At 62.9% G+C, this 24,006-nt stretch carries 27 protein-coding genes and 1 tRNA gene; 15 read left to right on the top strand and 13 right to left on the bottom strand.

Annotation, left to right across the window (positions count from 1 at the left end; translation table 11 throughout):
- Positions 1–70 precede the first annotated feature (70 nt).
- Positions 71–451 carry a hypothetical protein gene (locus E8E78_RS28515; protein ID WP_059395244.1) on the top strand — a complete coding sequence of 127 codons (381 nt, stop codon included), beginning with the start codon at positions 71–73 and terminating at the stop codon, positions 449–451.
- An 87-nt stretch (positions 452–538) separates the two neighbouring features.
- Positions 539–2,671: a TonB-dependent siderophore receptor gene (locus tag E8E78_RS28510; RefSeq protein WP_059395245.1), complete on the top strand. Its 2,133-nt coding sequence runs from the start codon at positions 539–541 to the stop codon at positions 2,669–2,671.
- 185 nt (positions 2,672–2,856) lie between these two features.
- On the opposite strand, the gene E8E78_RS28505 is transcribed toward E8E78_RS28510, so the two are convergent.
- Positions 2,857–2,946 (bottom strand) — tRNA-Ser (locus E8E78_RS28505).
- A 198-nt stretch (positions 2,947–3,144) separates the two neighbouring features.
- On the opposite strand from E8E78_RS28505, the gene E8E78_RS28500 reads away from it, so the two are divergent.
- The 3 genes from E8E78_RS28500 (at position 3,145) to E8E78_RS28490 (ending at position 5,767) form a co-directional block, all read left to right on the top strand.
- Entirely contained in the window at positions 3,145–3,834 is a 690-nt protein-coding gene (locus tag E8E78_RS28500) for a crotonase/enoyl-CoA hydratase family protein (protein WP_049274869.1), read from the top strand.
- 178 nt (positions 3,835–4,012) lie between these two features.
- Positions 4,013–4,726, top strand: a complete 714-nt coding sequence (locus E8E78_RS28495) for a 1-acylglycerol-3-phosphate O-acyltransferase (RefSeq protein ID WP_059395246.1) — start codon at positions 4,013–4,015, stop codon at positions 4,724–4,726.
- A 69-nt stretch (positions 4,727–4,795) separates the two neighbouring features.
- Entirely contained in the window at positions 4,796–5,767 is a 972-nt protein-coding gene (locus E8E78_RS28490) for a magnesium and cobalt transport protein CorA (RefSeq protein ID WP_024717731.1), read from the top strand.
- 31 nt (positions 5,768–5,798) lie between these two features.
- On the opposite strand, the gene E8E78_RS28485 is transcribed toward E8E78_RS28490, so the two are convergent.
- Positions 5,799–6,530, bottom strand: coding sequence for an amidotransferase (locus E8E78_RS28485; RefSeq protein ID WP_063425532.1), 732 nt, complete (start codon positions 6,528–6,530; stop codon positions 5,799–5,801).
- A 528-nt stretch (positions 6,531–7,058) separates the two neighbouring features.
- Between E8E78_RS28485 and E8E78_RS28480 the strand changes: the two genes are divergently transcribed.
- Complete coding sequence (locus E8E78_RS28480; protein WP_232893685.1) at positions 7,059–7,859, top strand: cytochrome c; 801 nt, start codon at positions 7,059–7,061, stop codon at positions 7,857–7,859.
- A 46-nt stretch (positions 7,860–7,905) separates the two neighbouring features.
- Here E8E78_RS28480 and E8E78_RS28475 read toward each other — a convergent pair whose 3' ends face one another.
- The 4 genes from E8E78_RS28475 to E8E78_RS28460 all read right to left on the bottom strand — a co-directional run bounded on the left by E8E78_RS28475 (position 7,906) and on the right by E8E78_RS28460 (position 11,348).
- Positions 7,906–8,238 (bottom strand): ribonuclease E inhibitor RraB, encoded by a 333-nt coding sequence (locus E8E78_RS28475; protein WP_232893686.1) that lies wholly within the window; start codon positions 8,236–8,238, stop codon positions 7,906–7,908.
- Positions 8,239–8,418: 180 nt separating this feature from the next.
- A complete protein-coding gene (locus tag E8E78_RS28470) occupies positions 8,419–8,655 on the bottom strand; it encodes a hypothetical protein (RefSeq protein ID WP_016500955.1) in 237 nt (78 codons plus the stop codon).
- 203 nt (positions 8,656–8,858) lie between these two features.
- Entirely contained in the window at positions 8,859–10,916 is a 2,058-nt protein-coding gene (locus E8E78_RS28465; RefSeq protein ID WP_114942689.1) for an LTA synthase family protein, read from the bottom strand.
- A 240-nt stretch (positions 10,917–11,156) separates the two neighbouring features.
- Entirely contained in the window at positions 11,157–11,348 is a 192-nt protein-coding gene (locus E8E78_RS28460; RefSeq protein WP_012271091.1) for a PLDc N-terminal domain-containing protein, read from the bottom strand.
- Positions 11,349–11,475: 127 nt separating this feature from the next.
- Between E8E78_RS28460 and E8E78_RS28455 the strand changes: the two genes are divergently transcribed.
- Positions 11,476–12,414, top strand: a complete 939-nt coding sequence (locus tag E8E78_RS28455) for a ZIP family metal transporter (RefSeq protein ID WP_232893688.1) — start codon at positions 11,476–11,478, stop codon at positions 12,412–12,414.
- 125 nt (positions 12,415–12,539) lie between these two features.
- Here the strand turns inward: E8E78_RS28455 and E8E78_RS28450 are convergent, their stop codons facing one another.
- Together E8E78_RS28450 and E8E78_RS28445 are read right to left on the bottom strand one after the other, a co-directional pair.
- Positions 12,540–13,070 (bottom strand): hypothetical protein, encoded by a 531-nt coding sequence (locus tag E8E78_RS28450; RefSeq protein WP_084966271.1) that lies wholly within the window; start codon positions 13,068–13,070, stop codon positions 12,540–12,542.
- 60 nt (positions 13,071–13,130) lie between these two features.
- The gene (locus E8E78_RS28445) at positions 13,131–13,655 is read right to left on the bottom strand and encodes an ankyrin repeat domain-containing protein (RefSeq protein WP_049274071.1); all 525 of its coding nucleotides are present in this window, start codon (positions 13,653–13,655) and stop codon (positions 13,131–13,133) included.
- Positions 13,656–13,921: 266 nt separating this feature from the next.
- On the opposite strand from E8E78_RS28445, the gene E8E78_RS28440 reads away from it, so the two are divergent.
- Entirely contained in the window at positions 13,922–14,194 is a 273-nt protein-coding gene (locus tag E8E78_RS28440) for a DUF3509 domain-containing protein (protein ID WP_049274072.1), read from the top strand.
- Positions 14,195–14,318: 124 nt separating this feature from the next.
- On the opposite strand, the gene E8E78_RS28435 is transcribed toward E8E78_RS28440, so the two are convergent.
- The 3 genes from E8E78_RS28435 to aroC all read right to left on the bottom strand — a co-directional run bounded on the left by E8E78_RS28435 (position 14,319) and on the right by aroC (position 17,238).
- Entirely contained in the window at positions 14,319–14,855 is a 537-nt protein-coding gene (locus E8E78_RS28435) for an oxidase (protein WP_084966272.1), read from the bottom strand.
- Positions 14,855–16,009 (bottom strand): MFS transporter, encoded by a 1,155-nt coding sequence (locus E8E78_RS28430; RefSeq protein WP_016500962.1) that lies wholly within the window; start codon positions 16,007–16,009, stop codon positions 14,855–14,857. The genes E8E78_RS28435 and E8E78_RS28430 overlap by 1 nt, the downstream gene beginning before the upstream one ends.
- A gap of 137 nt (positions 16,010–16,146) precedes the next feature.
- Positions 16,147–17,238 carry a chorismate synthase gene (gene aroC, locus E8E78_RS28425; protein WP_016500963.1) on the bottom strand — a complete coding sequence of 364 codons (1,092 nt, stop codon included), beginning with the start codon at positions 17,236–17,238 and terminating at the stop codon, positions 16,147–16,149.
- Between the two features lie 232 nt (positions 17,239–17,470).
- On the opposite strand from aroC, the gene E8E78_RS28420 reads away from it, so the two are divergent.
- Positions 17,471–18,433, top strand: coding sequence for an alpha/beta fold hydrolase (locus E8E78_RS28420; protein ID WP_084966273.1), 963 nt, complete (start codon positions 17,471–17,473; stop codon positions 18,431–18,433).
- A 64-nt stretch (positions 18,434–18,497) separates the two neighbouring features.
- On the top strand, positions 18,498–19,280 hold the full coding sequence (locus E8E78_RS28415) for a hypothetical protein (protein WP_114942693.1): 783 nt from the start codon (positions 18,498–18,500) through the stop codon (positions 19,278–19,280).
- Between the two features lie 49 nt (positions 19,281–19,329).
- Here E8E78_RS28415 and prmB read toward each other — a convergent pair whose 3' ends face one another.
- On the bottom strand, positions 19,330–20,238 hold the full coding sequence (prmB, locus tag E8E78_RS28410; RefSeq protein ID WP_016500966.1) for a 50S ribosomal protein L3 N(5)-glutamine methyltransferase: 909 nt from the start codon (positions 20,236–20,238) through the stop codon (positions 19,330–19,332).
- Between the two features lie 179 nt (positions 20,239–20,417).
- Here prmB and E8E78_RS28405 point away from each other — a divergent pair, with 179 nt between their 5' ends.
- From E8E78_RS28405 to E8E78_RS28385, 5 genes are all read left to right on the top strand, one after another.
- Entirely contained in the window at positions 20,418–21,008 is a 591-nt protein-coding gene (locus tag E8E78_RS28405; RefSeq protein WP_012271080.1) for a cysteine hydrolase family protein, read from the top strand.
- An 86-nt stretch (positions 21,009–21,094) separates the two neighbouring features.
- The gene (locus E8E78_RS28400) at positions 21,095–21,415 is read left to right on the top strand and encodes a hypothetical protein (protein WP_016500967.1); all 321 of its coding nucleotides are present in this window, start codon (positions 21,095–21,097) and stop codon (positions 21,413–21,415) included.
- 174 nt (positions 21,416–21,589) lie between these two features.
- Complete coding sequence (locus E8E78_RS28395) at positions 21,590–22,150, top strand: Smr/MutS family protein (protein ID WP_059395252.1); 561 nt, start codon at positions 21,590–21,592, stop codon at positions 22,148–22,150.
- 70 nt (positions 22,151–22,220) lie between these two features.
- Positions 22,221–22,766: a GTP cyclohydrolase I FolE gene (folE, locus tag E8E78_RS28390; RefSeq protein WP_003252789.1), complete on the top strand. Its 546-nt coding sequence runs from the start codon at positions 22,221–22,223 to the stop codon at positions 22,764–22,766.
- 60 nt (positions 22,767–22,826) lie between these two features.
- Positions 22,827–23,198, top strand: a complete 372-nt coding sequence (locus E8E78_RS28385) for a glutaredoxin (protein ID WP_016500969.1) — start codon at positions 22,827–22,829, stop codon at positions 23,196–23,198.
- A gap of 49 nt (positions 23,199–23,247) precedes the next feature.
- Here the strand turns inward: E8E78_RS28385 and E8E78_RS28380 are convergent, their stop codons facing one another.
- Positions 23,248–23,850 (bottom strand): glutathione S-transferase family protein, encoded by a 603-nt coding sequence (locus tag E8E78_RS28380; RefSeq protein ID WP_016500970.1) that lies wholly within the window; start codon positions 23,848–23,850, stop codon positions 23,248–23,250.
- Positions 23,851–24,006 lie beyond the last annotated feature (156 nt).

Below are 24,006 nucleotides of genomic sequence, written 5' to 3'. Positions count from 1 at the left end.
TCGTTGACTTGCCTGCCCGTGCAGCGCTCATTAGGCGCTGGTCAATGCCCTTTCCTGACAGGACGACTTTATGACAAGACTCACGGTGCAATCCGGCGATTTCTTGCAAGGTGAAGGCGAGTATCGCAATGGATCGCTCACACTCAAGACCCCGCGCAGCCCATCCCCGGGTGAGCGGATTTCCCTGGCCCGCATCAGCGACCTCAGGCTGGCCAGCCTCGAAACCAACCGCAGCCTGGGCAGCGCCCTGGGCTGGGGCGTCGCCGGGGCCTTGGTGGCCGGGCCGGTGGGGCTGCTTGCCGGGCTGTGGCTAGGCGGCAAGGAGCAAGAAGCCACCTTCCTGGCCACCTTCAAGGATGGGCGCAAGCTCATGGCCATTACCGACGGCAAGACCTGGTCGAAGATCGATGACAGCTGGCGCCAGCACCAGCGCCCCGCCAACCAAGGCTGAATATAGCGGGGCCTGGATCGTTTTATGCTGAAGGCGGCTGCTAAGATGCCGCCTTTTTCATGGCCTGTGCCCATCCAGGAGCCCCGCATGCCCCCGTGTCACCCCCGCCTGCCCCTGAGCCTGCTCAGCCTGGGCCTGGCCCTGCATTGCCCCCATGTGCTCGCCGAAGACAGCGTGGTGCTGGCCCCACTGCAGGTGTCCGACACCTATGCCAACGACGGCTACCAGGCTCGCCAAGCAGCGGTGGGCAGCTTCCAGCCCGCGCCCTTGCTTGATACCCCTGCCACCATCAGCGTGTTCAGCCAGCAACTGCTGGAAGACCGCCAGGTGCGCAAGCTCAGCGAAGTGCTGCAAAGCGATGCCTCGGTTGGCGAAAGCTACGCCCCCATCGGCTACTACGAAAACTTCAACGTCCGAGGCTTCGAGCTGAATGCCGCCAGCAGCTACCGCATCAACGGCCAGACCATCGCCGGCGAGCAGAACGTGGCCCTTGAGAACAAGCAGCAGGTAGAGCTGCTAAAGGGCTTGTCGGGGCTGCAAAGCGGTGTGTCGGAGCCGGGCGGGCTGATCAACTACGTAACCAAGCGCGCCGAGGATGTGCGCAGCGTGACGGTGTCGACCAACGAACAAGGCGAACGCTACCTGGCCACCGACCTGGGCGGCTGGTTTGGCAGCGAAAAACAGTTCGGCCTGCGCGCCAACCTCGCCCATGAAGACATCCGCTCCTACGTCGACCACGCAGATGGCAAACGCGACTTCGCTTCGCTGGCATTCGACTGGCAGATCAGCCCGGATGCCACCCTGCAGCTGGATGCCGAATACCAGCACCGCGAGCAGCGCTCGGTGCCGGGTTATCAACTGCTGGGTGGCACCGAAGTGCCCCACGGCATCGACCCGGACGACCGCCTGGCTTACCAGGATTGGGCAAAGCCTGTGCAAAACGACTCGCTGAACCTGGGCGGGCGCTTCGAGTACCGCTTCAACGAGGCCTGGACCGGCACCTTGAGTGCCTCGCGCAGCAAGGTGGTGATCGACGATTACAGCGCGTTTGCCTGGGGTTCGAGCGAAGGCGCGTTCTTTGGCAGCAACGGCGACTACGACATCTACGACTTCCGCAGCCCCGACGACACCCGCCGCACCGATGAAGCACAGGCCATGCTCAACGGGCACTTCGATGCGCTGGGCGTGGGGCATGAACTGACCGTGGGCACCAGTGCGCAGCGGCGCACGCTGGATCAACGGCCGTACTACAACGAGTGGCTTGGTACCGGCAACATCTACACCGGCGCCCCCGCCTTCGACCCGTCCGACAAAGCCGTCGGCGCCAGCGAACGCCGGCTGGACAGCCGCCAGTACGGCCTGTTCGTCAGCGACCGCATCAGCTTCAACGAACAGTGGCAGACCGTGCTGGGCGCCCGTGAAGTGCGCCTGGATGAAAAGACCTGGGACGAGAACGGTGTTGCCGGGCGCCATACCCGCCAATACGAGTTGCTGCCCACTGCTGCACTTATCTACAAGCCGCAGCCAAACACCACGCTATACGCCAGCTACGCCAAGGGCCTTTCTGCCGGCGGCACGGCACCCTGGTTTGCCAGCAACGCCGCCGACATCCTCGCGCCCACGACTGCGCATCAACTGGAACTTGGCCTCAAGCACGACTGGCAAGGCGTGAGCTTCAGTGCCGCGCTGTTCCAGGTCCGCCAGGCCTACCAGTACGCACGCCCGGACGGTGCTGGCAACTTCACCTACGTGCAGCAGGGCCAGCAGAAAAACACCGGCCTGGAGCTGGGCGCCAGCGGCTGGGTGAGCCAGAACCTGCAAGTGCAGGCCAGCGCCGCAGCCATTCGTGCGCGGGTGAAAAACAGCGGTACCGATGCCTATGAAGGCCATCAGGCAATCAATGTGCCCAGGTTCCGGGCAGCACTGCACGCGCAATACTCGCTGCCGGTACCGGGCTTGGCACTGCTGGGCGGGGCGCGTTACAGCGCCAGCAAGTATGCGAGCCAGGCGGGCAATGTGGAAGTTGGCGGGTACACCGTGTTCGATGTGGGGAGCCGGTATCGTACACGCATTGGCGGGTATGACACGGTGCTGCGCCTGACCGTGGATAACGTGTTCGACAGACGCTATTGGCGCGATGTGGGGGATTACCTGGGGGATAACTACCTGTTCCAGGGCGCGCCACGCACGGCTCGGCTGTCGGCCTCCGTCAGCTTCTAGGTTTGTTGGGGCTGCTTTGCAGCCCATTCGCAGCACGAGGCTGCTCCTAGGGACTGCGCCAGTTGCAGGGCTCGCGCCCTCCTGTAGGAGCAGCCTTGCGCTGCGAATGGGCCGCAAAGCGGCCCCAATGGCCCTGAAAACAAAAAACCCCCGGGCTTTTCAGCGCGGGGGCTCTTCGTAGAATGTGGCGGTGAAGAAGGGATTTGAACCCTTGATACGATTTCTCGTATACACACTTTCCAGGCGTGCTCCTTCGACCACTCGGACACTTCACCGTTTCTCTTCAAGCCTTGCGGCCCGTCGAGGTGCGCTAATTTAGTGAAAGACATTCCCTTTGGCAAGCACTTTTTTCAAATTTTTCATGTATTTGCATTTGGACCGCGGTGAACACTGACCGACCAGTCAGCCTTGCTGCTTTACCTGGCCTCTGGCGCTGGGTAACGTCGTCGCCACGCCAACAAAAGGACTCTGCCATGAGCGAGCTGATTACCTACCACGCCGAAGACGGCATCGCCACCCTGACCCTGAACAACGGCAAGGTCAACGCCATCTCGCCAGACGTCATCACCGCCTTCAACGCCGCGCTCGACCGCGCGATCGAAGACCGTGCAGTGGTGATCATCACCGGGCAGCCAGGCATCCTGTCGGGTGGTTACGACCTTAAGGTGATGACCAGCGGCCCGAAAGAGGCCATCGGCCTGGTCACTGCCGGCTCCACCCTCGCCCGCCGCCTGCTGTCGCACCCGTTCCCGGTGGTGGTTGCCTGCCCGGGCAATGCCGTGGCCAAAGGTGCCTTCCTGCTGCTATCGGCCGATTACCGCATTGGCGTCGAAGGCCCGTACAAGGTGTGCCTGAACGAAGTGCAGATCGGCATGACCATGCACCATGCCGGTATCGAACTGGCCCGCGACCGCCTGCGCCGCTCAGCCTTCCACCGCTCGGTGATCAACGCCGAGGTGTTCGACCCGCACGCGGCGGTCGATGCCGGCTTCCTCGACAAGGTGGTGCCTGCCGAGCAGCTGCAAGAAGCGGCACTGACGGCGGCGCGTGAATTGAAGAAGCTGAACATGCTGGCGCACAAGAACACCAAGCTGAAAGTACGCAAAGGCCTGCTGGAGGCGCTGGACAAGGCGATCGAGCTGGACCAGCACCACATGGGCTAGGCGCACCGGCCTCTTCGCGGGCACGCCCGCTCCCACACGAAAACCACAATCTTCAGGCATGTGGTAATCCTGTGGGAGCGGGCGTACCCGCGAAAGGGCCGGCCCAGACCTACACCAAGGTTTGCCCGAACCAGTGCACACCCGTACACTCCGGCGACCGTCTGGTGTGAGTCGTACCATGCTTTATTCCTTGCGCATGCTTCTGCTGGCGCTGCATTTCCTTGTGGTTGGCGTCGTGGGCCTGGTCATTGGCCTGTGCCGCCCTTTCAACCCCGACAACAGCCGGGTATTCGCCCACCTCTACAGCCGGCCGGCCACCTGGCTGATGCGCATCAAGGTCAAGGCCGAGGTCGGCCCGCTGTGGGACCAACCCCCCGGTTGCGTGATCATCGCCAACCACCAATCCAACTACGACCTGTTCGTGGTGGGCCAAGCGGTGCCACGACGCACCGTGGCCATCGGCAAGAAGAGCCTGGGCTGGGTGCCGTTGTTCGGCCAGCTGTTCTGGCTGGGCGGCAACGTGCTGATCGACCGCAAGAACAGCTACCAGGCCCGCAAGGCGCTGCAGGAAACCACCCGCGTGCTGCAGGATGACACCTCGATCTGGGTATTCCCCGAAGGCACCCGTAACCCTGGCGAACACTTGCTGCCCTTCAAGAAAGGCGCGTTCCACATGGCCATCGAGGCAGGTGTGCCGATTGTGCCGGTGTGCGTCAGCCGCTACGCCACGCGCATGAACCTGAACAGCTGGCGCCAGCGCACGGTAGTAGTGCGCTCACTGCCGCCCATTGCCACCGCCGGCATGACCCAAAAGGACATTCCGGCGTTGATCGAGCAGTGCCGGGTGCAGATGCAGCAATGCATCGACCGCATGGAACACGAGCTGGCCTGAAGCGGGTTGCTCTTGGGCCGGGTACGGCCCAAGCTGTACCCCGTGTTCAACCGGAATAAGCGGACAACCATGGGTCGAGTCGTGGCATCGGCGGTGTACAGCGCCGGCAGAAAGGTCACCAACATCAGCATCGACGAAGGCAGCGAGTGGGCGCGCAAGCCGGGGCACTTTGTGTGGATCGGCCTGGAAGAGCCCAACGCCGAGGAGCTGGCCAACCTGCAATGCCAGTTCAACCTGCACGAACTGGCCATCGAAGACGCCCTGGAAAAGCACAGCCGGCCCAAACTGGAAACCTTCGGCGACGCGCTGTTCATCGTCACCTATTCGCCAGTGCGCCACGAAGGCAAGCTGGAGTTCATCGAAACCCATATCTTTGCCGGCAACGGTTACATCATCACCTGCCGAAATGGCCACTCCAAGTCCTACGCCCTGGTGCGCCAGCGCTGCGAGGCCCGGCCGCTGCTGCTGGAGCACGGTGAAGACTTTGTGCTGTACGCCCTGCTCGACTTCGTCACCGAGAACTACCAGCCGGTCAGCGAGGCCATTCATGGCGAGATCGAAGAGCTGGAACAAAGCGTGCTCGGCGGTTCGTTGCAGGAAGACGACATCCGCCGCCTGCACAGTCTGCGTCGCGACATCCTGCGCCTGCGCCGCTATGTGGCGCCGATGGTGGAAGTGAGCGAAGAGTTGCAGCGCCTGAGCTTCCCGTTTATCGACAAGAACATGCGCCCGTATTTTCGTGATGTGCAGATCCACGTGACGCGGCAGATGGAAGACCTGGCCGGCATCCGTGACATCGCCAGCCAGACCATAGAGATCGGCATGCTGCTGGAGTCGTCACGGCAGAGCATCGTGCAACGCAAGTTCGCGGCCTGGGCGGCGATCCTGGCGTTCCCTACGGCGATTGCCGGGATTTACGGCATGAACTTTCAGAACATGCCGGAGCTGGGGTGGCACTATGGGTATTTCGGGGTACTGGGGGTAATCGTGCTGGGATGTACGGGGTTGTTTGCCAGCTTCAAGAAGTCTGGCTGGCTCTGAGATTACTGGGGCCGCTTTGCGGCCCCTGCCACTACGCCGCGTTATGCTTGCTCGTCGGCTGCTGGACAAAGCGCATCATCCACTCCCCCACCAGGTCGCCTTGGTGCTCGGTAGCCAGGCTGGCCACGGCCTTGTGGTACACCTCATCCCCCAGGTACTCCTGGCGGGCATCCAGCAGCGCGCGGGAGTAGTCGTGCACGAACTCCGGGTGGCCCTGGAAGCACAGCACCTGGTCACGAATGTGGTACGCCGCATTCGGGCAGAAATCGCTTGAAGCAATGACCGTGGCGCCTTCCGGCAATTCGGTCACCTGGTCCTGGTGACTGATCAGCAAGGTCAGCTCCGACACCTCCGGGTCCATCCACGGCGCATGGGCCGCCAGCGAGTAGCGATGGATGCCCACGCCCCAGCCCTTGTCGGCCCGCTCGGCCTTGCCACCCAGGGTCAACGCCAGCAACTGATGGCCAAAACACACACCCAACAGCTTCTCGCCACGCTCGTACAGCTTCAGCAAGTAGGCCTTGAGTGTCTGGATCCAGGCATCGGTACCGAACGAATCGGCCTTGCTGCCCGTCACAAGGTAGGCATCAAACACTTCATTGTCGGCGGGGTAGTCGCCGTGCATCACGTTGTAGACACGAAATTCGGCGGCGATCGGCTGACGCGAGAAGAGCTGCTCGAACATCCTGCCGTAGCCCTGGTACTGCGCCGTCAACTCCGGTCGCAGGACATCGGTTTCAAGGATGCAGATGCGTAACGACATAGGGGTAGTCCTGAACGACATGGGTGGGAATCTGCTGTAGAGACTGACGCGAAAGGCACGTACAAGCAAGTAGGCTGCACTGACGAACGGTCACATTTCGTCGGTAACCGCCTGGCACTTGCGCCACTGTCTAGCCAGAGCATGCCAGCCAGATGGCACATGGCCTCATAGCGAATGGAAATCACTGGGCCAGATAATTAGAACAAAGGGTTCTCAAACATGGATCACACACACCCTACTGTTGGTTGTATATCCACTTTCAAGAGGCAGGCATTTCAGGCACCCCGCAGTGCCACTGTGATCGACCCGAAGCGCGACAAGGAAGCCAACGGGTATTCAGGAATAACAACAAGAAGGCGGTCCGCCATGTTCAGACAATCGAAAATTCGCCAAGCTGGGCTCATTCTGTTTGCCACGACTTTGCTGTTGATATTGCCGAACCTGACACGTTTGTTCGGCTGACAGCAGCGGTGGCGCCAACAGGCAGCACACAGGTAACCTGCCGGCCTTGATGGTCGGAGATTGCCCATGCGCCACTGCCTTGCCCTGTTTGCGTTGTTCCTGAGCCTGCCGCTGTCGGCGGCGCAACTGCACCTTGAACTGGGTGCAAGCGTGCGCGAGTGGAGCAGCGCCGAGTTGCTAGGCCACCCACAGGCCCAAGATATCAGCGTCGATCAGGATGTTTCCTACAAACGCCCCATGCACTATCGGGCGGTGCCGTTGGCCACGCTGCTTGTAGGCGTGAGCCCCAGCGATCACCTGCAAGCCGTGGCACTGGATGGCTTTGCCGCCGAGATGCCCGCCGCACCGCTGCTCCAGCAAGGGCCGGCACGGGCCTGGCTGGCCGTGGAAGACCCCGACAAGCCCTGGCCCGCACTGGGCAAGGGCAAACCCAGCGCGGGGCCGTTTTATCTCGTGTGGACTGAACCCCGAGCCAGCGGCATCCGCCCGGAGCAGTGGCCATTCCAGATTTCCACCCTGCGTAAACTGGCGGCTGTCGAGACGCGGTTCCCGGCATTGCTACCCGACCCGAAGTTGCCCGCCGACAGCCCCGTGCGCCAGGGCTTTGCCTTGTTCCAGCAAAATTGCATGGCGTGCCACCGCCTGAACGGTGCCGGGGATGCGCAGATGGGGCCGGATTTGAATATGCCGCACAACCCGACCGAGTATTTTCAACCGGGTTATTTGCGCAAGTTGATTCGCGACCCGCAAAGCCTGCGGCAGTGGCCACAGGCAAAGATGCCGGGGTTTACTGAAAGTGTACTGAGTGAACAGGAGCTGGATGCGTTGCTGGCCTATCTGGGGCATATGGCCAAGCGCAGGCCTTGAGGGCTTCTTCGCGGCGTCACCCGCGAAGAAATGCAACAGCAAGCCTTCAGGCTGTCTGCCGTTCGTGCTTGACGCCCCACCCTTCCACCTCCCCCCCATAAGGTGTCACCAGCTGCTCAAAGGTCTCTTCAAAGTCGCCAATACCGCCATAGGTGGCGTACATGACCTTGCTCAGCTCCAGGTGCCAGACACCGTCGCCCAGCTCTTTCACCTGGGCATTGAGCGATTCGCCACGAAACTGCCCGGCGGCACGACGGGCCCCTGCTTCGTCGGGGAATACGGCATAGAACTCGATGGGGTGGATCTGGGTGAAGTCGAAACCGCCTGCTTTCATCTGGCGCAGGACGTTGGTGCTGATATCGTCGTTCTGGCTGCTCATGAATCGTCCTCCTGAATAAAGCAATGGATAGACTTTCCGTGCACTACGCACCTGCCGGCAATCAATGGCCGAACAGTTCGAGCTGATGCAAGACGCGAATTGAAACGGCGCCAACCCGCAGAATAGGCGGGCACCTTTCATCATCGTAGCGCCTGAACAGGCGCCACGCAAACGTGTGGGTCAAGGCGCTTCGTGGATGCTGGTGATGGTCACCCCACTATGCTCCTTGAGCCAGCGGGCGGTCGGGGAGATGGTGCGGTCCTGGAAGTCGTTGAGGTCCAGTTCATCCATAACCGGGAACAGCTGCGAACGGATGGCCCTTGCGGCTTCCTCTTCGCTGGGACGATGCTCAGCCCGCAGCATCATGGTGGACGGTTCGCCTTTTTGATCGGCAAAAGTGACTTCCCACTCTTTCATTGAACAAGTCCTCCCAATCCAGAGACACCAAGGTGTGATGCCTGATCAACTGACCTTGGGGCTGGGAAAATGTTCAGTCTGTAAGGGCCTCTTCGCGCGGCAGGCCCGCTCCCACAGGGATATCAGCGGCGGGATTGCGATGATATCCCTGTGGGAGCGGGCTTGCCCCGTGAATGGGCCGCAAAGCGGCCCCTTTTGCAGCCTTACTTCGGTGTGCCGTGTACCACACCGGCCGTGTTATCCAGCAGGCTCTTGGTCGCCGTCTGGATATACGCTTCCAGCTTCTTCAGCATTTCCGGCTGGTCCGGGCTTTCGATCAGCTCGGCCTTGAACTCGCTGCCCAGCTGGTAGCGGTACATCCGCGGGGTCATGTCCTTGGACTCGATCAGGATGCGGTCGCCCTGCACCAGGCCGACGATCTGCTCGCTGCCCGAGGGCTTGATCATGCCCATGCCCTGGTCACCCTCAGGCAGGTTGAGCAGGTCGCGCCCCCAGCACTGGTGGCGGGTCTCGCCACCCAGGCGGCCCATGATGGTCGGCACGATGTCGACCTGGGTGCCCACGGTGTGGTTCACCGCACCAAACTTCTCCTGAATGCCCGGGGCAATCAGCAGCAGCGGCACGTTGAAACGGCCCAGGTCCAGCTCGGTGACTTGCTGGTGGTTGCCAAAACCATGGTCGCCGACGATGACGAACAGTGTTTCCTTGAAGTAAGGCTCTTTGCGCGCCTTCTCGAAGAACTGGCCCAGCGCCCAGTCCGAATAACGCATGGCAGTGAGGTGCTCGTCCAGGCGGCCTTGCCCGGTGACCTTCTCGACCGGCAGGTCTTTGGGCAGCGCGTACGGGGTGTGGTTGGACAGGGTCTGCAGCAGCGCATAGATCGGCTTCTTGCCGTCGTGCTTGGCCAGTTCCTCGTTGCCGCGGTCGAACATGTCCTGGTCGGACACGCCCCAGGTCGGGTCGGAGAACACCGGGTTGACGAAGTCGTTACGGCCGATAAAGGTGGTCATGCCCTGGTTACCGAAGAACCCGGACTGGTTATCCCAGGCAAAATCGCCGTTGTAGACGTACACGTCGTCGTAATCACGGGCGCTGAGCAGTGCCGGCAAGCCTGACAGCTTGTGGCCACCTTCCGGGGTCTGCATCAGGTATTCGAAGCCTGGCAGGTTGGGGAAGCAGGCCATGGTGGCGAACATGCCCTGATGGGTATGGGTGCCGTTGGAGAAGAAGCGGTCGAACAGCAGGCCTTCTTTGGCCAGCTTGTCGAAGTACGGGGTGATGTTGTTGGGGCTGCCCAGCGCGCCCACCGAGTGGCCGGCGAAGCTTTCCATCAGGATCACCACCACGTTCTTGATCGGCAGGGTGCGCTCAGCCGGCGGCACGAAGTCGCGGCGGATAGCAGCCTCGTCGGCATCGACCAGGGTGTCGTGGGGGGTCAGCAGCTGTTCACGCACGCTTTGCGTGGCCACGTTCTGCTCCAGCACCGGCTTCCAGATGTTGGCGCGGTCTTCGCCAAAGCGGCTCTTGGCGGCGTCGATCAGTGTCAGGGTGCCGTTCAGGCCCAGCTGGTTGACGAAGTTGGAGTCGGTGGTGAAGGCATCACCCCAGCGCATTGGCGGGCCTTGGCGCAGGGTGCCACGGGCAGCGACCACGGCCACCAGCAAAATCACCATGAACACCGCCACGCGTTTGTACCACGGTGCAACGCGGTGCAGGCCATCGCCACGGGTGGCGCGGTCGATCCCTTTGAACAGCAGGCTCAGCAGCCAGGTGCCGAATGCCCAGGCCAGCAGGTAGCGCACCACCGGGAAACCGTACCAGAGCATGCTCATGACGGTTTTAGGGTCTTCCTTGATGTACTGGAACACCAAGCCGTTGAGGCGCTGGTGGAACTCGCGGTAGAAGTCCATTTCCATGAGGCCGAGGAACATCACCACGCTCGAGGTGAGGGTCAGCCAGAAGCGGAACACGCCACGCCGGGCCATCGCCCAGGGGCTGAGGATGGCCAGCAGCAGCGGAATGCTGAGGTACACCACTACCCGCAGGTCGAAGCGCAAGCCGTTGAGGAAGCCTTCGGCGACAGTCGAATAAGGGGTATCGCCGATCATGTCGCTGTTGTAGACCAGCAGCGCCAGACGCACGAGGCTGAGCATCAGCAGGATCACCAGGCCGCTGAGCAGCGTGTAGGCCAGGTGGGATTTCAGGGTCGGCGAAAACGACGTTCGCGCGCCCTGTTGCTTCAAGGCGTCCGTGTTAGCCATGAATGGGAAGGTCCTAGGATTGCGGTTTGCGAAGGGGCGCTGGCGCTAGACCAACGCAGCATTGTGCGGGTGCGGATTCTGTTTAAACCAATGTGAAAATTTTGTCACTGGGATGTTGCGGCTTTTGTCTGTGGCGGCCTCTTCGCGGGCTTGCCCGCTCCCACAGGAGCCCCACAACTGTTGAGAGCGGCGCAATACCTGTGGGAGCGGGCGAGCTCGCGAAAAGGCCGATGCAGGCGTTCAGATGCGCACATTCCCCCGCGGCCCGGCAATCGCCCAGATCACCAGCCCCACCACCGGCAGCAGTGCGATCAACAAGATCCACAACACCTTGATACCCACCTCGCTGCCACTCTTGATCACATTGAGGATGGCCCAGATATCCAGCGCCAGAATGATCAGCCCGACCAGGCTGTTGAATGTAGACCCCATGCTTAAACTCCTTGCCCAGAGGCTTTGCTGCACAGCATAGCCAGCTATCGCACCAATAGAAGGGAATCCTTGGCCGTTGGCGCAGGTCCCTGAGTAGACTGACTGCAATAATTGATTCGAGGTTCGCATGCCCCCCGCACACAGCCAAAGCGCCGCCCCAACGTCACTGCTGCACGCCTGGCGCCAGCAGGTAGCCAACACCCCCTGGCTCAGTGCCGGCCTGGGCCTGAGCCTGCTGGCTGTGGTCGCACTGCTGGCGGCCAGCTTCTGGAATGCGGTTAACGGCGACCATGCCGATAACCTGCACCTGGCCCTGCTGGGTGGGTTGTCCGGCTTTGGCGCCACCGCACTGGGTGCGGTGCTGGCAGTGGTGCTGCGCGACGTCAGCGCCCGCAACCAGGATGTGATGCTTGGTTTTGCCGCCGGCATGATGCTGGCCGCCAGTTCGTTTTCGCTGATTCTGCCGGGCCTGGACGCCGCCCGCGAGATCACCGGCAACGGCCCCGCTGCGGCCTTTACCGTGGTGTTAGGCATGGGCCTGGGCGTGCTGCTGATGCTGGGCCTGGACCGTTTCACCCCGCATGAGCACGAAAGTACCGGCCCGTGCGGCCCTGAGGCCGAGCGCATCAGCCGGGTGTGGTTGTTCGTGCTGGCGATCACCCTGCACAACCTCCCCGAAGGCATGGCGATTGGCGTGAGCTTCGCCAATGGCGACATGAACATCGGGCTGCCACTGACCAGCGCCATCGCCATTCAGGACATCCCTGAGGGGCTGGCCGTCGCGCTGGCCCTGCGCGCCACCGGGCTGTCGAACATGAAAGCCGCACTGGTTGCGATAGGGTCCGGGCTGATGGAGCCGCTGGGTGCGGTAATCGGGCTTGGGATTTCGACCGGCTTTGCCCTCGCCTACCCGATCAGCATGGGGCTGGCGGCGGGGGCGATGATCTTTGTGGTAAGCCACGAGGTGATCCCCGAAACCCACCGTAACGGGCACCAGACGGCGGCTACCCTGGGCTTGATGGGCGGGTTTGCGGTGATGATGTTTCTGGATACCGCGCTGGGCTGAAGTTTTGAGGTTGCCAGTGCCGGCCTCTTCGCGGGCTTGCCCGCTCCCACAGGAACTCCGCTGTCCTCAGGCCCAGTGTTATACCTTTGGGAGCGGGCAAGCCCGCGAAGAAACAACCGATGAAATCAGACGTGTACAGCGACTTTCAGGGCTTCGAGGGCCGGCTCGACCTTGATGCCCAGCTCGGCCCCCAGCTCCAGCACCCGCGCCAGGTCGTTCTGGCCCACCATCACCACCTGCAGCTCGTCATCCAGCAGCTGGCTGAAGTTCAACAGCACATAACCACCGGCTTCTTTGTTCAACGCGCCCATCTGTACCTGGATGCGGTTGAGCGCGGTGAGTGGCTCGGTGCGGGCCAGCTGCTTGGGCTTGAGGGTGAACGGCACGCTGTTGTCGAACGATTCGCTGATCTGCTGGAACAGGTCCTGGTAGCTGTCGGCCTGGAACACCACCGTGTCCGGCAGGCTGCCCAGCACCACCCATTCGCCCAAGGGGATGGGGAAGCTGTCGTCGTAGTTGATATCCGGGTTGGCTGCCAAGAAAGCGGCCGGGTCGGCGTAGGCCTGGGCGGCCTCGTCGGCGATGCGCTCGATGTCGGCCTCACGCATGCAGCCGGCGCCAATGAGGCTGATGAATTCGAGCAACTGAGTTTTCATGAAAGGGGGCCTGCGACGGGTGAAAAGTCGCCAAGGATAGCCGCAAATGCCCCCTTGCGGTTAGCCGGCCAGCGTTTGCAAGCGTGCAGCGGCGTCCACCGCACCCATGGTTTGTGCCGCCATCAGCGCGGTGGCGCCGCGGGCATCCTGGCGCGCCGGGTCGGCGCCCTGGGCCAACAGGTATTCAAGGATTTCGCTGCGGTTGAACATGGCCGCCAGCATCAACGCGGTGCGCCCGTCCTGCGCAGCGGCGTCCACCGGCACGCCGTGCTCCAGCAGCAGGCGGATCATCGCCAGGTCCCCCTTGAATGCAGCACCGGCAATGGGCAACTGGCCGTTGTCGTTGGCAATCAGCGGGTCGGCACCTTGCGCCAGTAGCACGCGCACCGCCTCGTGGTGGCCGTGGTAGCTGGCCAGCATCAGTAGCGTGTCACCCTTGTGGTTGCGCAGGTTGGCCGGCAGGCCGCTGGCGAGCAAGCGCCCAAGCATTTCGGCATCGCCCTGGCGGGCACGTTCGAATACCTGCTCTGCGAATGCAGCGGTTTCGTCATCGGTCATGGTCGCGGGCGCGGTTTGGCTGGACATCGGGAACCTCCTGGCATAAATGATTGCCCAAGTCTTTGTCAGGCACGCCATTGCGGTCAAAGGTTCAGATTCTATAGGGCCGATAGGTAAAGCCGGATCCGTGCAAAATGCACTGTGCAAAATGCACGACCATGCAACCTGCACGGTGCCGCCCCTGAAAACAACCCATAAGTGCCTGAATTTACTGGATTTTTCATTCAATCAAGTTCTGGCACGGTCGCTGCAACCATCAACTCATGTCTGCCACATAACAGCCAGGAGTTGATATGGACCTCATCCAGCAAAAGTTCGTCTCGGTATTTTCGGCCTATCAAGTGAACACCCAGGCGCGCCCTGATGGCGGGGTGTTGCTTACCCTGCGCGCGACGGATGGCAAGGTGACCCGCCGGGTGTTGACCTATGGGCAACTGCACAGCGCCGAACAGCTGTCCTGGGCGATCAGCGCCATCCGCCGTGACCTGGCTGAACAGGCGAGTGAATTGCCGGTTATTACCATGTTGCAGAGCCAGCAACGGTTTGCCTTGCCGACCTATCGCTGAGTTTTGTGTTGCCTGATCTGGCCTCTTCGCAGCACAAGGCTGCTCCTACAAGTGAACGCGATCGGCGACCGGACGCGATCTCCTGTAGGAGCAGCCTTATGCTGCGAAGAGGACGGCAAGGCCATTAGAATTGGTCAATCCCCAGAAATGCCCGCGCAGTCGCATCCCCGGTAAACTGCGCCTGCACGCCTTGCTCGCTGCCATACAGACGCAGCGCCAGGCAAAACGGCGTATCGCCCAGCTCTACCCAGCGACGCGTGCCCGCTGGCACCACTAGCTGGTCACCCTTCTCGCACAGCACCGAATACACCCAGTCGCCCAACCGCAGGCCAACCTGAGCACGTCCACTGACCACGGCAAACACCTCTTCGGCGCCATGCACATGCTCATCGCGAATATCAGCCTGCACCGGAGCTTCACCGTCACGGTTCAACAACACGTAGGCCTTGCTGCCATGTGCCGTCATCAACTGGTCCAGATGCTCACGGCATACGTCCAGCACCTCGTCTTGCGCTGTGCCGGGCCGCACCCGCAGGCCATGCTCGCGGTGGGTAAAACGCACGCCCTGTTCGGCCAGGGTGGCGGCGATGTCCTCGTGGTGGGTCAGCACCTTGTTCGGCAGTTCCGGGCTGGCGGGGTGGAAAACGCTGAGAATGCTCATCAGGGGCGGGTCCTGGTCGGTTGCGAACAAAGGGCAATGATAACGGCTGCAGCCAAGGCTGCGGCACTGGCCATACCAAAGGTGAAGGTGGGGCCCAGCAGTTTCCAGCTGTAGCCCGAATACAATGCCCCCAGCGCACCGCCGGTGCCCGACAGCGCCGCGTACAATGCCTGGCCCTGGCCCTGCTGGCGGGCGCCGAAACTGGCTTGCACGAACGCGATGCTGGCAGCGTGGAAGCAGCCGAAGGTGGCCGCGTGCAGCAGCTGGGCGAAGATCAGCACGGCCGGTTCCTGGGCCAGATTGCCCAGCAACACCCAACGCAGCGCCGCCAGCAGGAAGCTGACCAGCAATACGCGTTGCACACTGAAGCGCGCGAACAGCCGGCTCATGACCATGAACATCAGCACCTCGGCCACCACCCCCAGCGCCCACAGCAGGCCGATGGCACTGCGGCTGTAGCCCAGGTGCTCAAGGTGCAGGGTAAGGAAGGTGTAGTACGGCCCGTGGCTGAGTTGCATCAGCGCCACACAGGCGTAGAACGCGATCACCCCCGGGGCACGCAACTGCTGCACAAAACCACCCGCCCCGCTGCGCTCGCCCTGCTCCACCGGCTGGGCATTGGGCACCCACAGGCTGGCGGCGACGATGCCGGCCATGATCGTGACCAGGGCCACCGGGTAGATGTCCAGGCTCAGCCATTCGAACAGGCGGCCCAAGCCAACCACCGTGAGGATGAAGCCGATCGAGCCCCACAGGCGCACCTGGCTGTAGCGCGCTGTTTGCCCGTGCAGGTGGGCCAGGGTGATGACCTCGAACTGCGGCAGCACGGCGTGCCAGAAGAACGCATGCAGGGCCATCACCAGCGCCAGCCAGGCGTAGCTTTTGCCGAAGAAGATCAGGGCGAAGGTGGCCAGGGTAGACAACGCGCCCAGGCGCACGATCAGCAAGCGCTGGCCGGTACGGTCGCCCAGCCAGCCCCACAGGTTGGGGGCGATGCAGCGCATCAGCATGGGAATGGCCACCAGCTCGCCGATGCGCGCCGGGGAGAAGCCCAGGTGGTCGAAGTACAGCGCCAGGAAGGGGGCGGTGGAGCCTAGCAGGGCGAAGTAAAAGAGGTAGAAGCTGGACAGGCGCCAGTAGGGAATTGCGGGCATGGGTTCAGCCAATCATGTTGTGTCCTGCAGTGGCCTCTTCGCGGGCTTGCCCGCTCCCACAGGGATATCACAGGACCTGAGGGCCGCGTAATACCTGTGGGAGCGGGCAAGCCCGCGAAGAGGCCTGTGCAGGTGAATCAGAGCTGGCCCAGCACCGGGGTGGTTACCTTCACATCGGCATTCTGTGCGCGGTGGCGCAGCAGGTGGTCCATCAGCGCGATGGCCATCATCGCCTCGGCGATCGGCGTGGCGCGGATGCCCACGCACGGGTCGTGGCGGCCTTTGGTGATGACGTCCACCGGGTTGCCGTCGACGTCGATCGAGCGGCCCGGGGTGGTGATGCTGGAGGTCGGTTTCAGCGCCAGGTGGGCAACGATTGGCTGGCCCGAAGAAATGCCGCCCAGGATGCCGCCGGCGTTGTTGCTGAGGAAGCCTTCCGGGGTGAGCTCGTCACGGTGCTCGGTGCCGCGCTGGGCCACGCTGGCGAAGCCGGCGCCGATTTCCACGCCCTTGACCGCGTTGATGCTCATCAGCGCATGGGCCAGTTCTGCGTCCAGGCGGTCGAAGATTGGTTCGCCCAGGCCCGGCATCACGCCCTCGGCCACCACGGTGATCTTGGCACCCACCGAGTCCTGGTCACGGCGCAGTTGGTCCATGTACGCCTCCAGCTCCGGCACCTTGTCCGGGTCGGGGCTGAAGAAGGCGTTCTGCTCCACCGACTCCCAGGTCTTGAACGGGATTTCGATCGGGCCCAACTGGCTCATGTAGCCACGCACGGTGATGCCCTGGGTGGCCAGGTACTTCTTGGCGATGGCACCGGCGGCCACGCGCATGGCGGTTTCGCGGGCCGAGCTGCGGCCACCGCCGCGGTAGTCGCGGATGCCGTACTTGTGATGGTAGGTGTAGTCGGCGTGGGCCGGGCGGAACAGGTCCTTGATGGCCGAGTAGTCCTTGGACTTCTGGTCGGTGTTGCGGATCAGCAGGCCGATCGAGCAGCCGGTGGTGCGGCCTTCGAACACGCCGGAAAGGATTTCCACCTCATCGGCTTCCTGGCGCTGGGTGGTGTGCCGGCTGGTGCCGGGCTTGCGCCGGTCTAGGTCGTGCTGCAGGTCGGCCAGGGAAATTTCCAGGCCCGGTGGGCATCCATCGACAATGGCGACCAACGCCGGGCCATGGCTTTCGCCAGCGGTGGTGACAGTGAACAGCTTGCCGTAGGTATTACCGGACATGGACGCTCCGCGAGTTCTGCCTGAAATGGACGAAAGCGGCAGTATACAGATGGTTGGGCTGCCTGTGCGGGCCTCTTCGCGGGTAAACCCGCTCCCACAGGTACCCCTACATACCCAAAAGACTGTGCGGTCCCTGTGGGAGCGGGTTTACCCGCGAAAGGGCCTGGCCTGCCATGCGCAGAACCTTCCCGCAAACACTGGGTCAAACCTTCATCTCCCCATGTAGTACCGCATGATGTCGCGCCTCGTCGCCTTGCTCTTCCTGCTGTGCACCGGCCTGGCCCAGGCCGCCGCCCCTACTGTGCTGCAACGCCCGATCGACCTGGACACTGGCCAAGGCGTGCTGCATGGCAGCCTGCTGCTGCCGCAACAGGCCACCCCGCCGCCGGTGGTGCTGATCATCGCTGGCTCCGGCCCCACAGACCGCGACGGCAACAACCCGGCGTCGGGCCGCATCGACAACCTCAAGCGGCTGGCTCTGCTGCTGGCCAACGAGCACATCGCCAGCGTGCGCTATGACAAACGCGGGGTGGCTGCCAGCCAGCCGGCCACGCCCGATGAGCGCGACCTCAGCGTGGAGCGCTACGTGGCCGATGTGGTCGCCTGGAGCCACAAACTCAAGGCCGACCCGCGCTTCGGCCCGCTGATCCTGGTCGGCCATAGCGAAGGCGCGCTGATCGCCAGCCTGGCCGCCGAGCAGGCCGGCGCCAGCGCAGTGATCACCCTGGCCGGCAGCGGCAGGCCGCTGGCCGACGTACTGCGTGAGCAACTGGCCCAGCGCCTGCCCCCGGCGCAACTGGCCGGTGGCAGCGCCCTGCTCGACCGCCTGCAGGCCGGGCAAACCAGCCTTGAAGTGCCCGCGCCACTGCGCCAGGTGTTCCGCCCCAGCGTGCAGCCGTACCTGATCTCGCTGTTCCAGCAGAACCCGGCGGCAGCCTTTGCCCGCCTGCCCATGCCCGCATTGATCGTGCAGGGGCGCAACGACGTGCAGGTGGACGTGACCGACGCCGAACGGCTGAAGGCGGCCAAGCCAGATGCGCAGCTTGTACTGATCGACGGCATGAACCACATGCTGCGCATCAGCCCCAAGGGCATGAGCCAGCAGCGCGACAGCTACCTCAACCCCGAGCTGCCGCTGGCGCGCGAACTGGGTGAGCGAATTGTGACGTTCATCCAGCATTTGCCTTCGGCGTGAGGTAAACGGGCTCAGGTCCGTGGCAAGCCTGCCGATACAACAGGCATAGCCGAGGACAAGCCTGATGACCACCGCCCCCGCCGCCGTAGAGCCGGCCGAAGAACCCCAGGAAAGCCCTGCCCTGCCTTGGGCCGAGCTGGCCGCCGAACACTTCCAGCTGCTGCGCCTGGCCGCTCTGCCCACCGACCGCAGCACCGGCGCACGGCCGCTGCGCTTTGTGCAGTTCGGCTATGCCGAGCGCCACGACAAGGCCCACAGCCTGCTGCGCATGGAAATCCAGCTGCCTGGGCAAAAGGTGCACAAAGAGCAAAACCGCCTGGATATCCGCGTCGACCATGCCGAGCGACTGGTGCGCATTGGCAGTGAACATGGCCTGCAACTGGAGCCGGTGAACCGTGGCATCGGCCGCTTCATGCTGGCCCAGGCCGTACAGTGGCTGCAGCGTAAATGGCCGCACTACCGGGTGGAAGGCATGGCGCTGCCGAACAAGGATTCCCTCAACGAGGACTCACGCCTGCGCCGTGACCACTGCTTGCGCGGGGTGGGTATCGAGGTGGAGTACGAGGACGGTCAGCACCTGAAGGGACGTACCGTGGACATGACCGTCGGCCAGCTGAAGGCCGCATGGAGCAACGAGCGCTTGCAGCGGGTGGACATTCTGGATGCTGCCAACCTGCTGCAGCAGGCGGACCAGCAGTTGCAGGAAAAGGAAGGGCAACTGCGCGAGCGTGATGAACGGGTGGCCAAGTACCACCGCGAAGACAGCGGGCTGCGCTTTACCATTACCTGCCTGGTGGCGTTTGCGGTGTTTCAGGCGGGGTTATTGATCTGGATAGCCACCCGCTGATATCGCGTGAGCGGGTGGATATTGGGGCCGCTTTGCGGCCCCAGATAGCCTAAACGCGGGCCTTGAACAATTCCTGATGCTGGCGGCACTGCTCCGCGGTGAGCATGAACACCCCATGCCCGCCACGCTCGAACTCCAGCCAGGCAAAGTCCACTTCGGGGTACAACGCCTCGACATGGATCTGGCTGTTGCCCACTTCAACAATCAGCAAGCCCTTGTCGGTCAGGTGGTCTGCAGCTTCCGCCAGCATGCGCCGCACCAGGTCCAGGCCGTCGTTGCCGCAGGCCAGGCCCAGTTCTGGCTCGTGGTGGTACTCGGCCGGCATGTCGTCGAAGTCTTCGGCATCGACATACGGCGGGTTGGACAGGATCAGGTCGAAACGCTGCCCCGGCAAACCGCCAAAGCCATCGCCCTGCACGGTGTACACACGGCCGTCCAGGCCATGGCGCTCGATATTCTGGTTGGCCACTTCAAGGGCCTCGAACGACAGGTCGGCCAGCACCACCTCGGCCTCGGGGAACACGTCGGCCGCGACGATACCGATGCAGCCCGAACCCGTGCACAGGTCGAGAATGCGCGCCGGCTCGCTCGCCAGCCACGGCTCGAAGCGTTTTTCGATCAGTTGGCCAATGGGCGAGCGCGGCACCAGCACACGTTCGTCGACGATGAACGACATGCCGCAGAACCAGGCTTCGCCCAACAGATAGGCGGCTGGCACCCGCTCTTCGATACGGCGCTTGAGCAAATGCTGCAGGCGTACCCGCTCGTCGTCCTCGAGCATGCAGTCCAGGTAGCTGTCGGCCACCTCCCATGGCAGGTGCACTGCGCCCAGCACCAGCAGGCGGGCCTCGTCCCAGGCGTTGTCGGCACCGTGGCCGAAGAACAGGTCGTGCTCGTGGAAGCGGCTGACCGCCCAGCGGATGTAGTCGCGCAGCGTGCGCAGACGGGATGTGATCACGGGGTACTCCTATTTCAGACCGGACAAAAGTCTAACAGCCCCACCCGCACATTTGTTCGTTTGCAGCGCCCAAAGGCTAGCCACAGGCCAGTAACCATGCCGCTTGCGTTGTCAACCATTCCCATTGGCGTCAAGGCAGGGGAGAATAGGTATACAAAAGCCCTTCCAAGGAGCCCTTGATGTCTGTTCCAACCACGATGTTCCGCCTCACTGGCCGCGACTACCCGCCGGCCAAGCTGAGCCACGCCAGCCTGATCATCATCGATGCGCAAAAGGAGTACCTCAGTGGGCCCCTGCAGCTGTCGGGCATGGACGAGGCCGTGGCCAACATCGCCAGGTTGCTCGACGCCGCCCGTAAAAGCGGCCGTCCGATCATCCATGTTCGCCACCTGGGCACAGTCGGTGGCCGCTTCGATCCACAGGGGCCTGCCGGCCAGTTCATTCCGGGGCTGGAGCCGCTGGAAGGTGAAATCGTCATTGAAAAGCGCATGCCCAACGCATTCAAGAACACCCAACTGCACGAAACGCTGCAGGCGCTTGGCCATCTCGACCTGATTGTCTGCGGCTTCATGAGCCATTCCAGCGTCAGCACCACCGTTCGCCGCGCCAAGGACTATGGTTACCGGTGCACCCTGGTGGAAGACGCCTCGGCAACCCGCGACCTGGCCTTCAAGGATGGCGTCATCCCGGCGGCGCAGATTCACCAGTGCGAAATGGCCGTCATGGCCGACAACTTCGCTTGCGTGGCCCCCACCGCCAGCCTGATCTGAGCGGCTGGGCATGACCGCCCGGCAGCCGGGCGGAACCCGATGGGCGGCGGCAGGTCGAATTCCGGATATCCACAGAGGAGAGCGGAATGAAGCTTAAAGGCAGTTTCGACGCCAAGCGCCTGCGCACGCGCCAGCCGCGTAACTGGGGTGCCCGCCTGGCGGCCGGCCTGTCGGCGCTGCTGGCGACCCTGGGCGTGCTGCTGGCCATGGCCGGCGTCGCAGGCCTGCTGGGCAACTACCCTGCCCTGCAAGAACTCAATACCAACAAGCCATTGTCCAGCATCCTCACCGGGGCTGGCTTGTTGTTGCTGTGGCTGGGCGTGCGCTTCTGGCGGCGCAGCCGCATTCGCTTGCGTCGCGGGCGGGAATTGAACCTGTCGCCGCACCTGATGAAAAAGCACGACTGATGATTTTATGTCGCCTGTGCGGGCCTCTTCGCGGGTAAACCCGCTCCCACAGGTACACCGCTGCCCTCAGGTCCAGTGATATCCCTGTGGGAGCGGGTTCACCCGCGAAGAGGCCCGCACAGGCTGCACATGGCCCCACAGTCGCGTAAACTACGCCGCCCACGTGGAGGCATCATGCAAGACGACGATTTTTCCCTGTTCAAGGCCGAAGTACGTGGCGTAAAGCAAATTCGCCACGACCGCGCCGAAGTCGGCAAGCCCAAGGCCGACCGCCAGAAGCTGGCCGGGCTGCGCCAGGCTGCAACCGTGCGCAGTGACAAGGCCCTGGTCATCGACGGCATGTCCGACCAGTTCGTCATCGACGTTGGCGCCGAAGACGAGCTCATGTGGCGCCGCGACGGCGTTCAGGAAGGCCAGCTGCGCAAGCTGAAGCTTGGCCAGATCCCGTTCGAGGGCAGCCTCGACCTGCACGGCATGACCGTGGAAAGGGCCCGCGAAACCCTGTGGGACTTCATAGCCGAAGCCACCAAGCTGGAAGTGCGCTGCGTACGGGTTACCCACGGCAAGGCGGCACGCCTGGACGGCAAGCGCCCGATGATCAAGAGCCACGTCAACACCTGGCTGCGCCAGCACCCGCAAGTGCTCGGTTTTGCCTCGTGCAGCGCCCGCCACGGCGGCACTGGCGCGGTGTATGTGATGCTCAAGCGAACCATGCTCGAAGGCCGCGACGAGTAACGCCGCGCTTGCAGCGCCGCCCTCACCGCCGTAACCTTCGTTTTTGCGATTTTTTCCCACAGGTAGATCCATGTCCCTGGAACAGAACTACACCGAGATCCTCAGCCAGATTGGCGAGGACGTCTCCCGTGAGGGCCTGCTCGACACGCCCAAGCGGGCTGCAAAGGCGATGAAGTACCTTTGCCGCGGTTATGAGCAAACACTGGAAGAAGTCACCAACAACGCTTTGTTCAGCTCTGACAACAGCGAAATGGTGCTGGTCCGGGACATCGAGCTGTACTCGATGTGCGAACACCACATGCTGCCGTTCATCGGCAAGGCACACGTGGCCTACCTGCCCAAGGGCAAGGTACTGGGCCTGTCGAAGGTAGCGCGCATCGTCGACATGTATGCCCGTCGCCTGCAGATCCAGGAAAACCTCAGCCGCCAGATCGCCGAAGCCGTGCAGCAGGTCACCGGTGCCGCCGGTGTAGCCGTGGTGGTCGAGGCCAAGCACATGTGCATGATGATGCGCGGTGTCGAGAAGCAGAACTCGACCATGATCACCTCGGTGATGCTGGGTGAGTTCCGCGATAACGCCGCCACCCGCAGCGAGTTCCTCAGCCTGATCAAGTGATTGGCTGCTGACCCCAAGCCGACCCCCTCCGGGTCGGCTTTTGCATTTCAGGAGTTGCCCATGATCGTCAAAGCCCTGCGGGTTGGCCTCGGCCAGCTCATCGTGTTCGCTGACTGGATCAGCCGCCCGGCCAAGCGCAAGCGCGACGCCGCTGCCCAGGCCCGCGTCGAGCAGGCGGCCAAGGGCCTGGAGCTGTACCAGTTCCATGCCTGCCCGTTCTGCGTCAAGACCCGCCGTACCCTGCACCGGCTGAACGTGCCGGTGGCGCTGCGCGATGCCAAGAACGACCCGGTGCACCGCCAGGCCCTGCAGGAAGGTGGCGGCCGGGTGAAAGTGCCGTGCCTGCGCATTGAAGAGGCCGGCAAGGTGACCTGGATGTATGAGTCCAAAGCCATCATCGCCTACCTGGATGAGCGGTTTGCGTCGGCCTGACAGATTCTAGTCATCCTGTGCCGGCGAGAGGGCCAGCACAGGCTGACAATCAACCCACCATCGGCACATGCCGCGGGTGGCTGCTGACACGCTCCAGCCAGGCCCTTACCGCCGGGTACTCCGCCAGGTCGAAGCCGCCCTGCTGCGCCACATGGGTGTAGGCATACAAGGCCACATCGGCAATCGAGTACTGATCACCCACCAGGTAAGGCGTCATCTGCAGCTGTCGCTCCATCACCCTCAGTGCCTTGTAGCCGCCCTTGTGCAGCTTGCGGTACTCATCTAGCCGCTCATCCGGCAGCCCCAGGTAAAACTGGATAAAGCGCGCCACGGCAATGTACGGCTCATGGCTGTACTGCTCGAAGAACTGCCACTGCAACACCTGCGTGCGCAGGCGCGGTTCGCTGGGCAGGAACTCGCTGCCATCGGCCAGGAAGTTGAGAATGGCATTGGACTCCCACAGGTAGCTGCCGTCCTCCAGCTCCAGCACGGGCACCTTGCCGTTGGGGTTCATCGCCAGAAACTCGGGCGTTTCGGTCTCGCCCTTGAGGATGTCCACCGGGTGCCATTCATATGGCCGGCCCAGCAGGCTCAACATCAGCTTGACCTTGTAGCAGTTGCCCGACTGGTAGTCGCCATAGACCTTGTACATCGCCCCTCTCCCCTGTCGCCGTATCTGAATCGCCCTTGTAGGAGCAGCCTTGCGCTGCGAAGAGGCCGTTTCAGCCCATGCATTTGCTGCGCCTGTAAGGGCCTCTTCGCAGCACAAGGCTGCTCCTACAAAAGGCAGGTGCCAAACCGTGCAGTT

Source organism: Pseudomonas sp. BN505, assembly GCF_029873175.1.
GTDB lineage: Bacteria > Pseudomonadota > Gammaproteobacteria > Pseudomonadales > Pseudomonadaceae > Aquipseudomonas > Aquipseudomonas putida.
Note: the sequence above shows the minus strand (reverse complement) of the source record. Positions and strands in the feature narration are given on the sequence as shown.

Coding starts and splice junctions, on each gene's coding strand:
- E8E78_RS28515 (WP_059395244.1), top strand. CDS start 71: ATGACAAGACTCACGGTGCAATCCGGCGATTTCTTGCAAGGTGAAGGC.
- E8E78_RS28510 (WP_059395245.1), top strand. CDS start 539: ATGCCCCCGTGTCACCCCCGCCTGCCCCTGAGCCTGCTCAGCCTGGGC.
- E8E78_RS28500 (WP_049274869.1), top strand. CDS start 3,145: ATGAGCGAGCTGATTACCTACCACGCCGAAGACGGCATCGCCACCCTG.
- E8E78_RS28495 (WP_059395246.1), top strand. CDS start 4,013: ATGCTTTATTCCTTGCGCATGCTTCTGCTGGCGCTGCATTTCCTTGTG.
- E8E78_RS28490 (WP_024717731.1), top strand. CDS start 4,796: ATGGGTCGAGTCGTGGCATCGGCGGTGTACAGCGCCGGCAGAAAGGTC.
- E8E78_RS28485 (WP_063425532.1), bottom strand. CDS start 6,530: ATGTCGTTACGCATCTGCATCCTTGAAACCGATGTCCTGCGACCGGAG.
- E8E78_RS28480 (WP_232893685.1), top strand. CDS start 7,059: ATGCGCCACTGCCTTGCCCTGTTTGCGTTGTTCCTGAGCCTGCCGCTG.
- E8E78_RS28475 (WP_232893686.1), bottom strand. CDS start 8,238: ATGAGCAGCCAGAACGACGATATCAGCACCAACGTCCTGCGCCAGATG.
- E8E78_RS28470 (WP_016500955.1), bottom strand. CDS start 8,655: ATGAAAGAGTGGGAAGTCACTTTTGCCGATCAAAAAGGCGAACCGTCC.
- E8E78_RS28465 (WP_114942689.1), bottom strand. CDS start 10,916: ATGGCTAACACGGACGCCTTGAAGCAACAGGGCGCGCGAACGTCGTTT.
- E8E78_RS28460 (WP_012271091.1), bottom strand. CDS start 11,348: ATGGGGTCTACATTCAACAGCCTGGTCGGGCTGATCATTCTGGCGCTG.
- E8E78_RS28455 (WP_232893688.1), top strand. CDS start 11,476: ATGCCCCCCGCACACAGCCAAAGCGCCGCCCCAACGTCACTGCTGCAC.
- E8E78_RS28450 (WP_084966271.1), bottom strand. CDS start 13,070: ATGAAAACTCAGTTGCTCGAATTCATCAGCCTCATTGGCGCCGGCTGC.
- E8E78_RS28445 (WP_049274071.1), bottom strand. CDS start 13,655: ATGTCCAGCCAAACCGCGCCCGCGACCATGACCGATGACGAAACCGCT.
- E8E78_RS28440 (WP_049274072.1), top strand. CDS start 13,922: ATGGACCTCATCCAGCAAAAGTTCGTCTCGGTATTTTCGGCCTATCAA.
- E8E78_RS28435 (WP_084966272.1), bottom strand. CDS start 14,855: ATGAGCATTCTCAGCGTTTTCCACCCCGCCAGCCCGGAACTGCCGAAC.
- E8E78_RS28430 (WP_016500962.1), bottom strand. CDS start 16,009: ATGCCCGCAATTCCCTACTGGCGCCTGTCCAGCTTCTACCTCTTTTAC.
- aroC (WP_016500963.1), bottom strand. CDS start 17,238: ATGTCCGGTAATACCTACGGCAAGCTGTTCACTGTCACCACCGCTGGC.
- E8E78_RS28420 (WP_084966273.1), top strand. CDS start 17,471: ATGATGTCGCGCCTCGTCGCCTTGCTCTTCCTGCTGTGCACCGGCCTG.
- E8E78_RS28415 (WP_114942693.1), top strand. CDS start 18,498: ATGACCACCGCCCCCGCCGCCGTAGAGCCGGCCGAAGAACCCCAGGAA.
- E8E78_RS28405 (WP_012271080.1), top strand. CDS start 20,418: ATGTCTGTTCCAACCACGATGTTCCGCCTCACTGGCCGCGACTACCCG.
- E8E78_RS28400 (WP_016500967.1), top strand. CDS start 21,095: ATGAAGCTTAAAGGCAGTTTCGACGCCAAGCGCCTGCGCACGCGCCAG.
- E8E78_RS28395 (WP_059395252.1), top strand. CDS start 21,590: ATGCAAGACGACGATTTTTCCCTGTTCAAGGCCGAAGTACGTGGCGTA.
- folE (WP_003252789.1), top strand. CDS start 22,221: ATGTCCCTGGAACAGAACTACACCGAGATCCTCAGCCAGATTGGCGAG.
- E8E78_RS28385 (WP_016500969.1), top strand. CDS start 22,827: ATGATCGTCAAAGCCCTGCGGGTTGGCCTCGGCCAGCTCATCGTGTTC.
- E8E78_RS28380 (WP_016500970.1), bottom strand. CDS start 23,850: ATGTACAAGGTCTATGGCGACTACCAGTCGGGCAACTGCTACAAGGTC.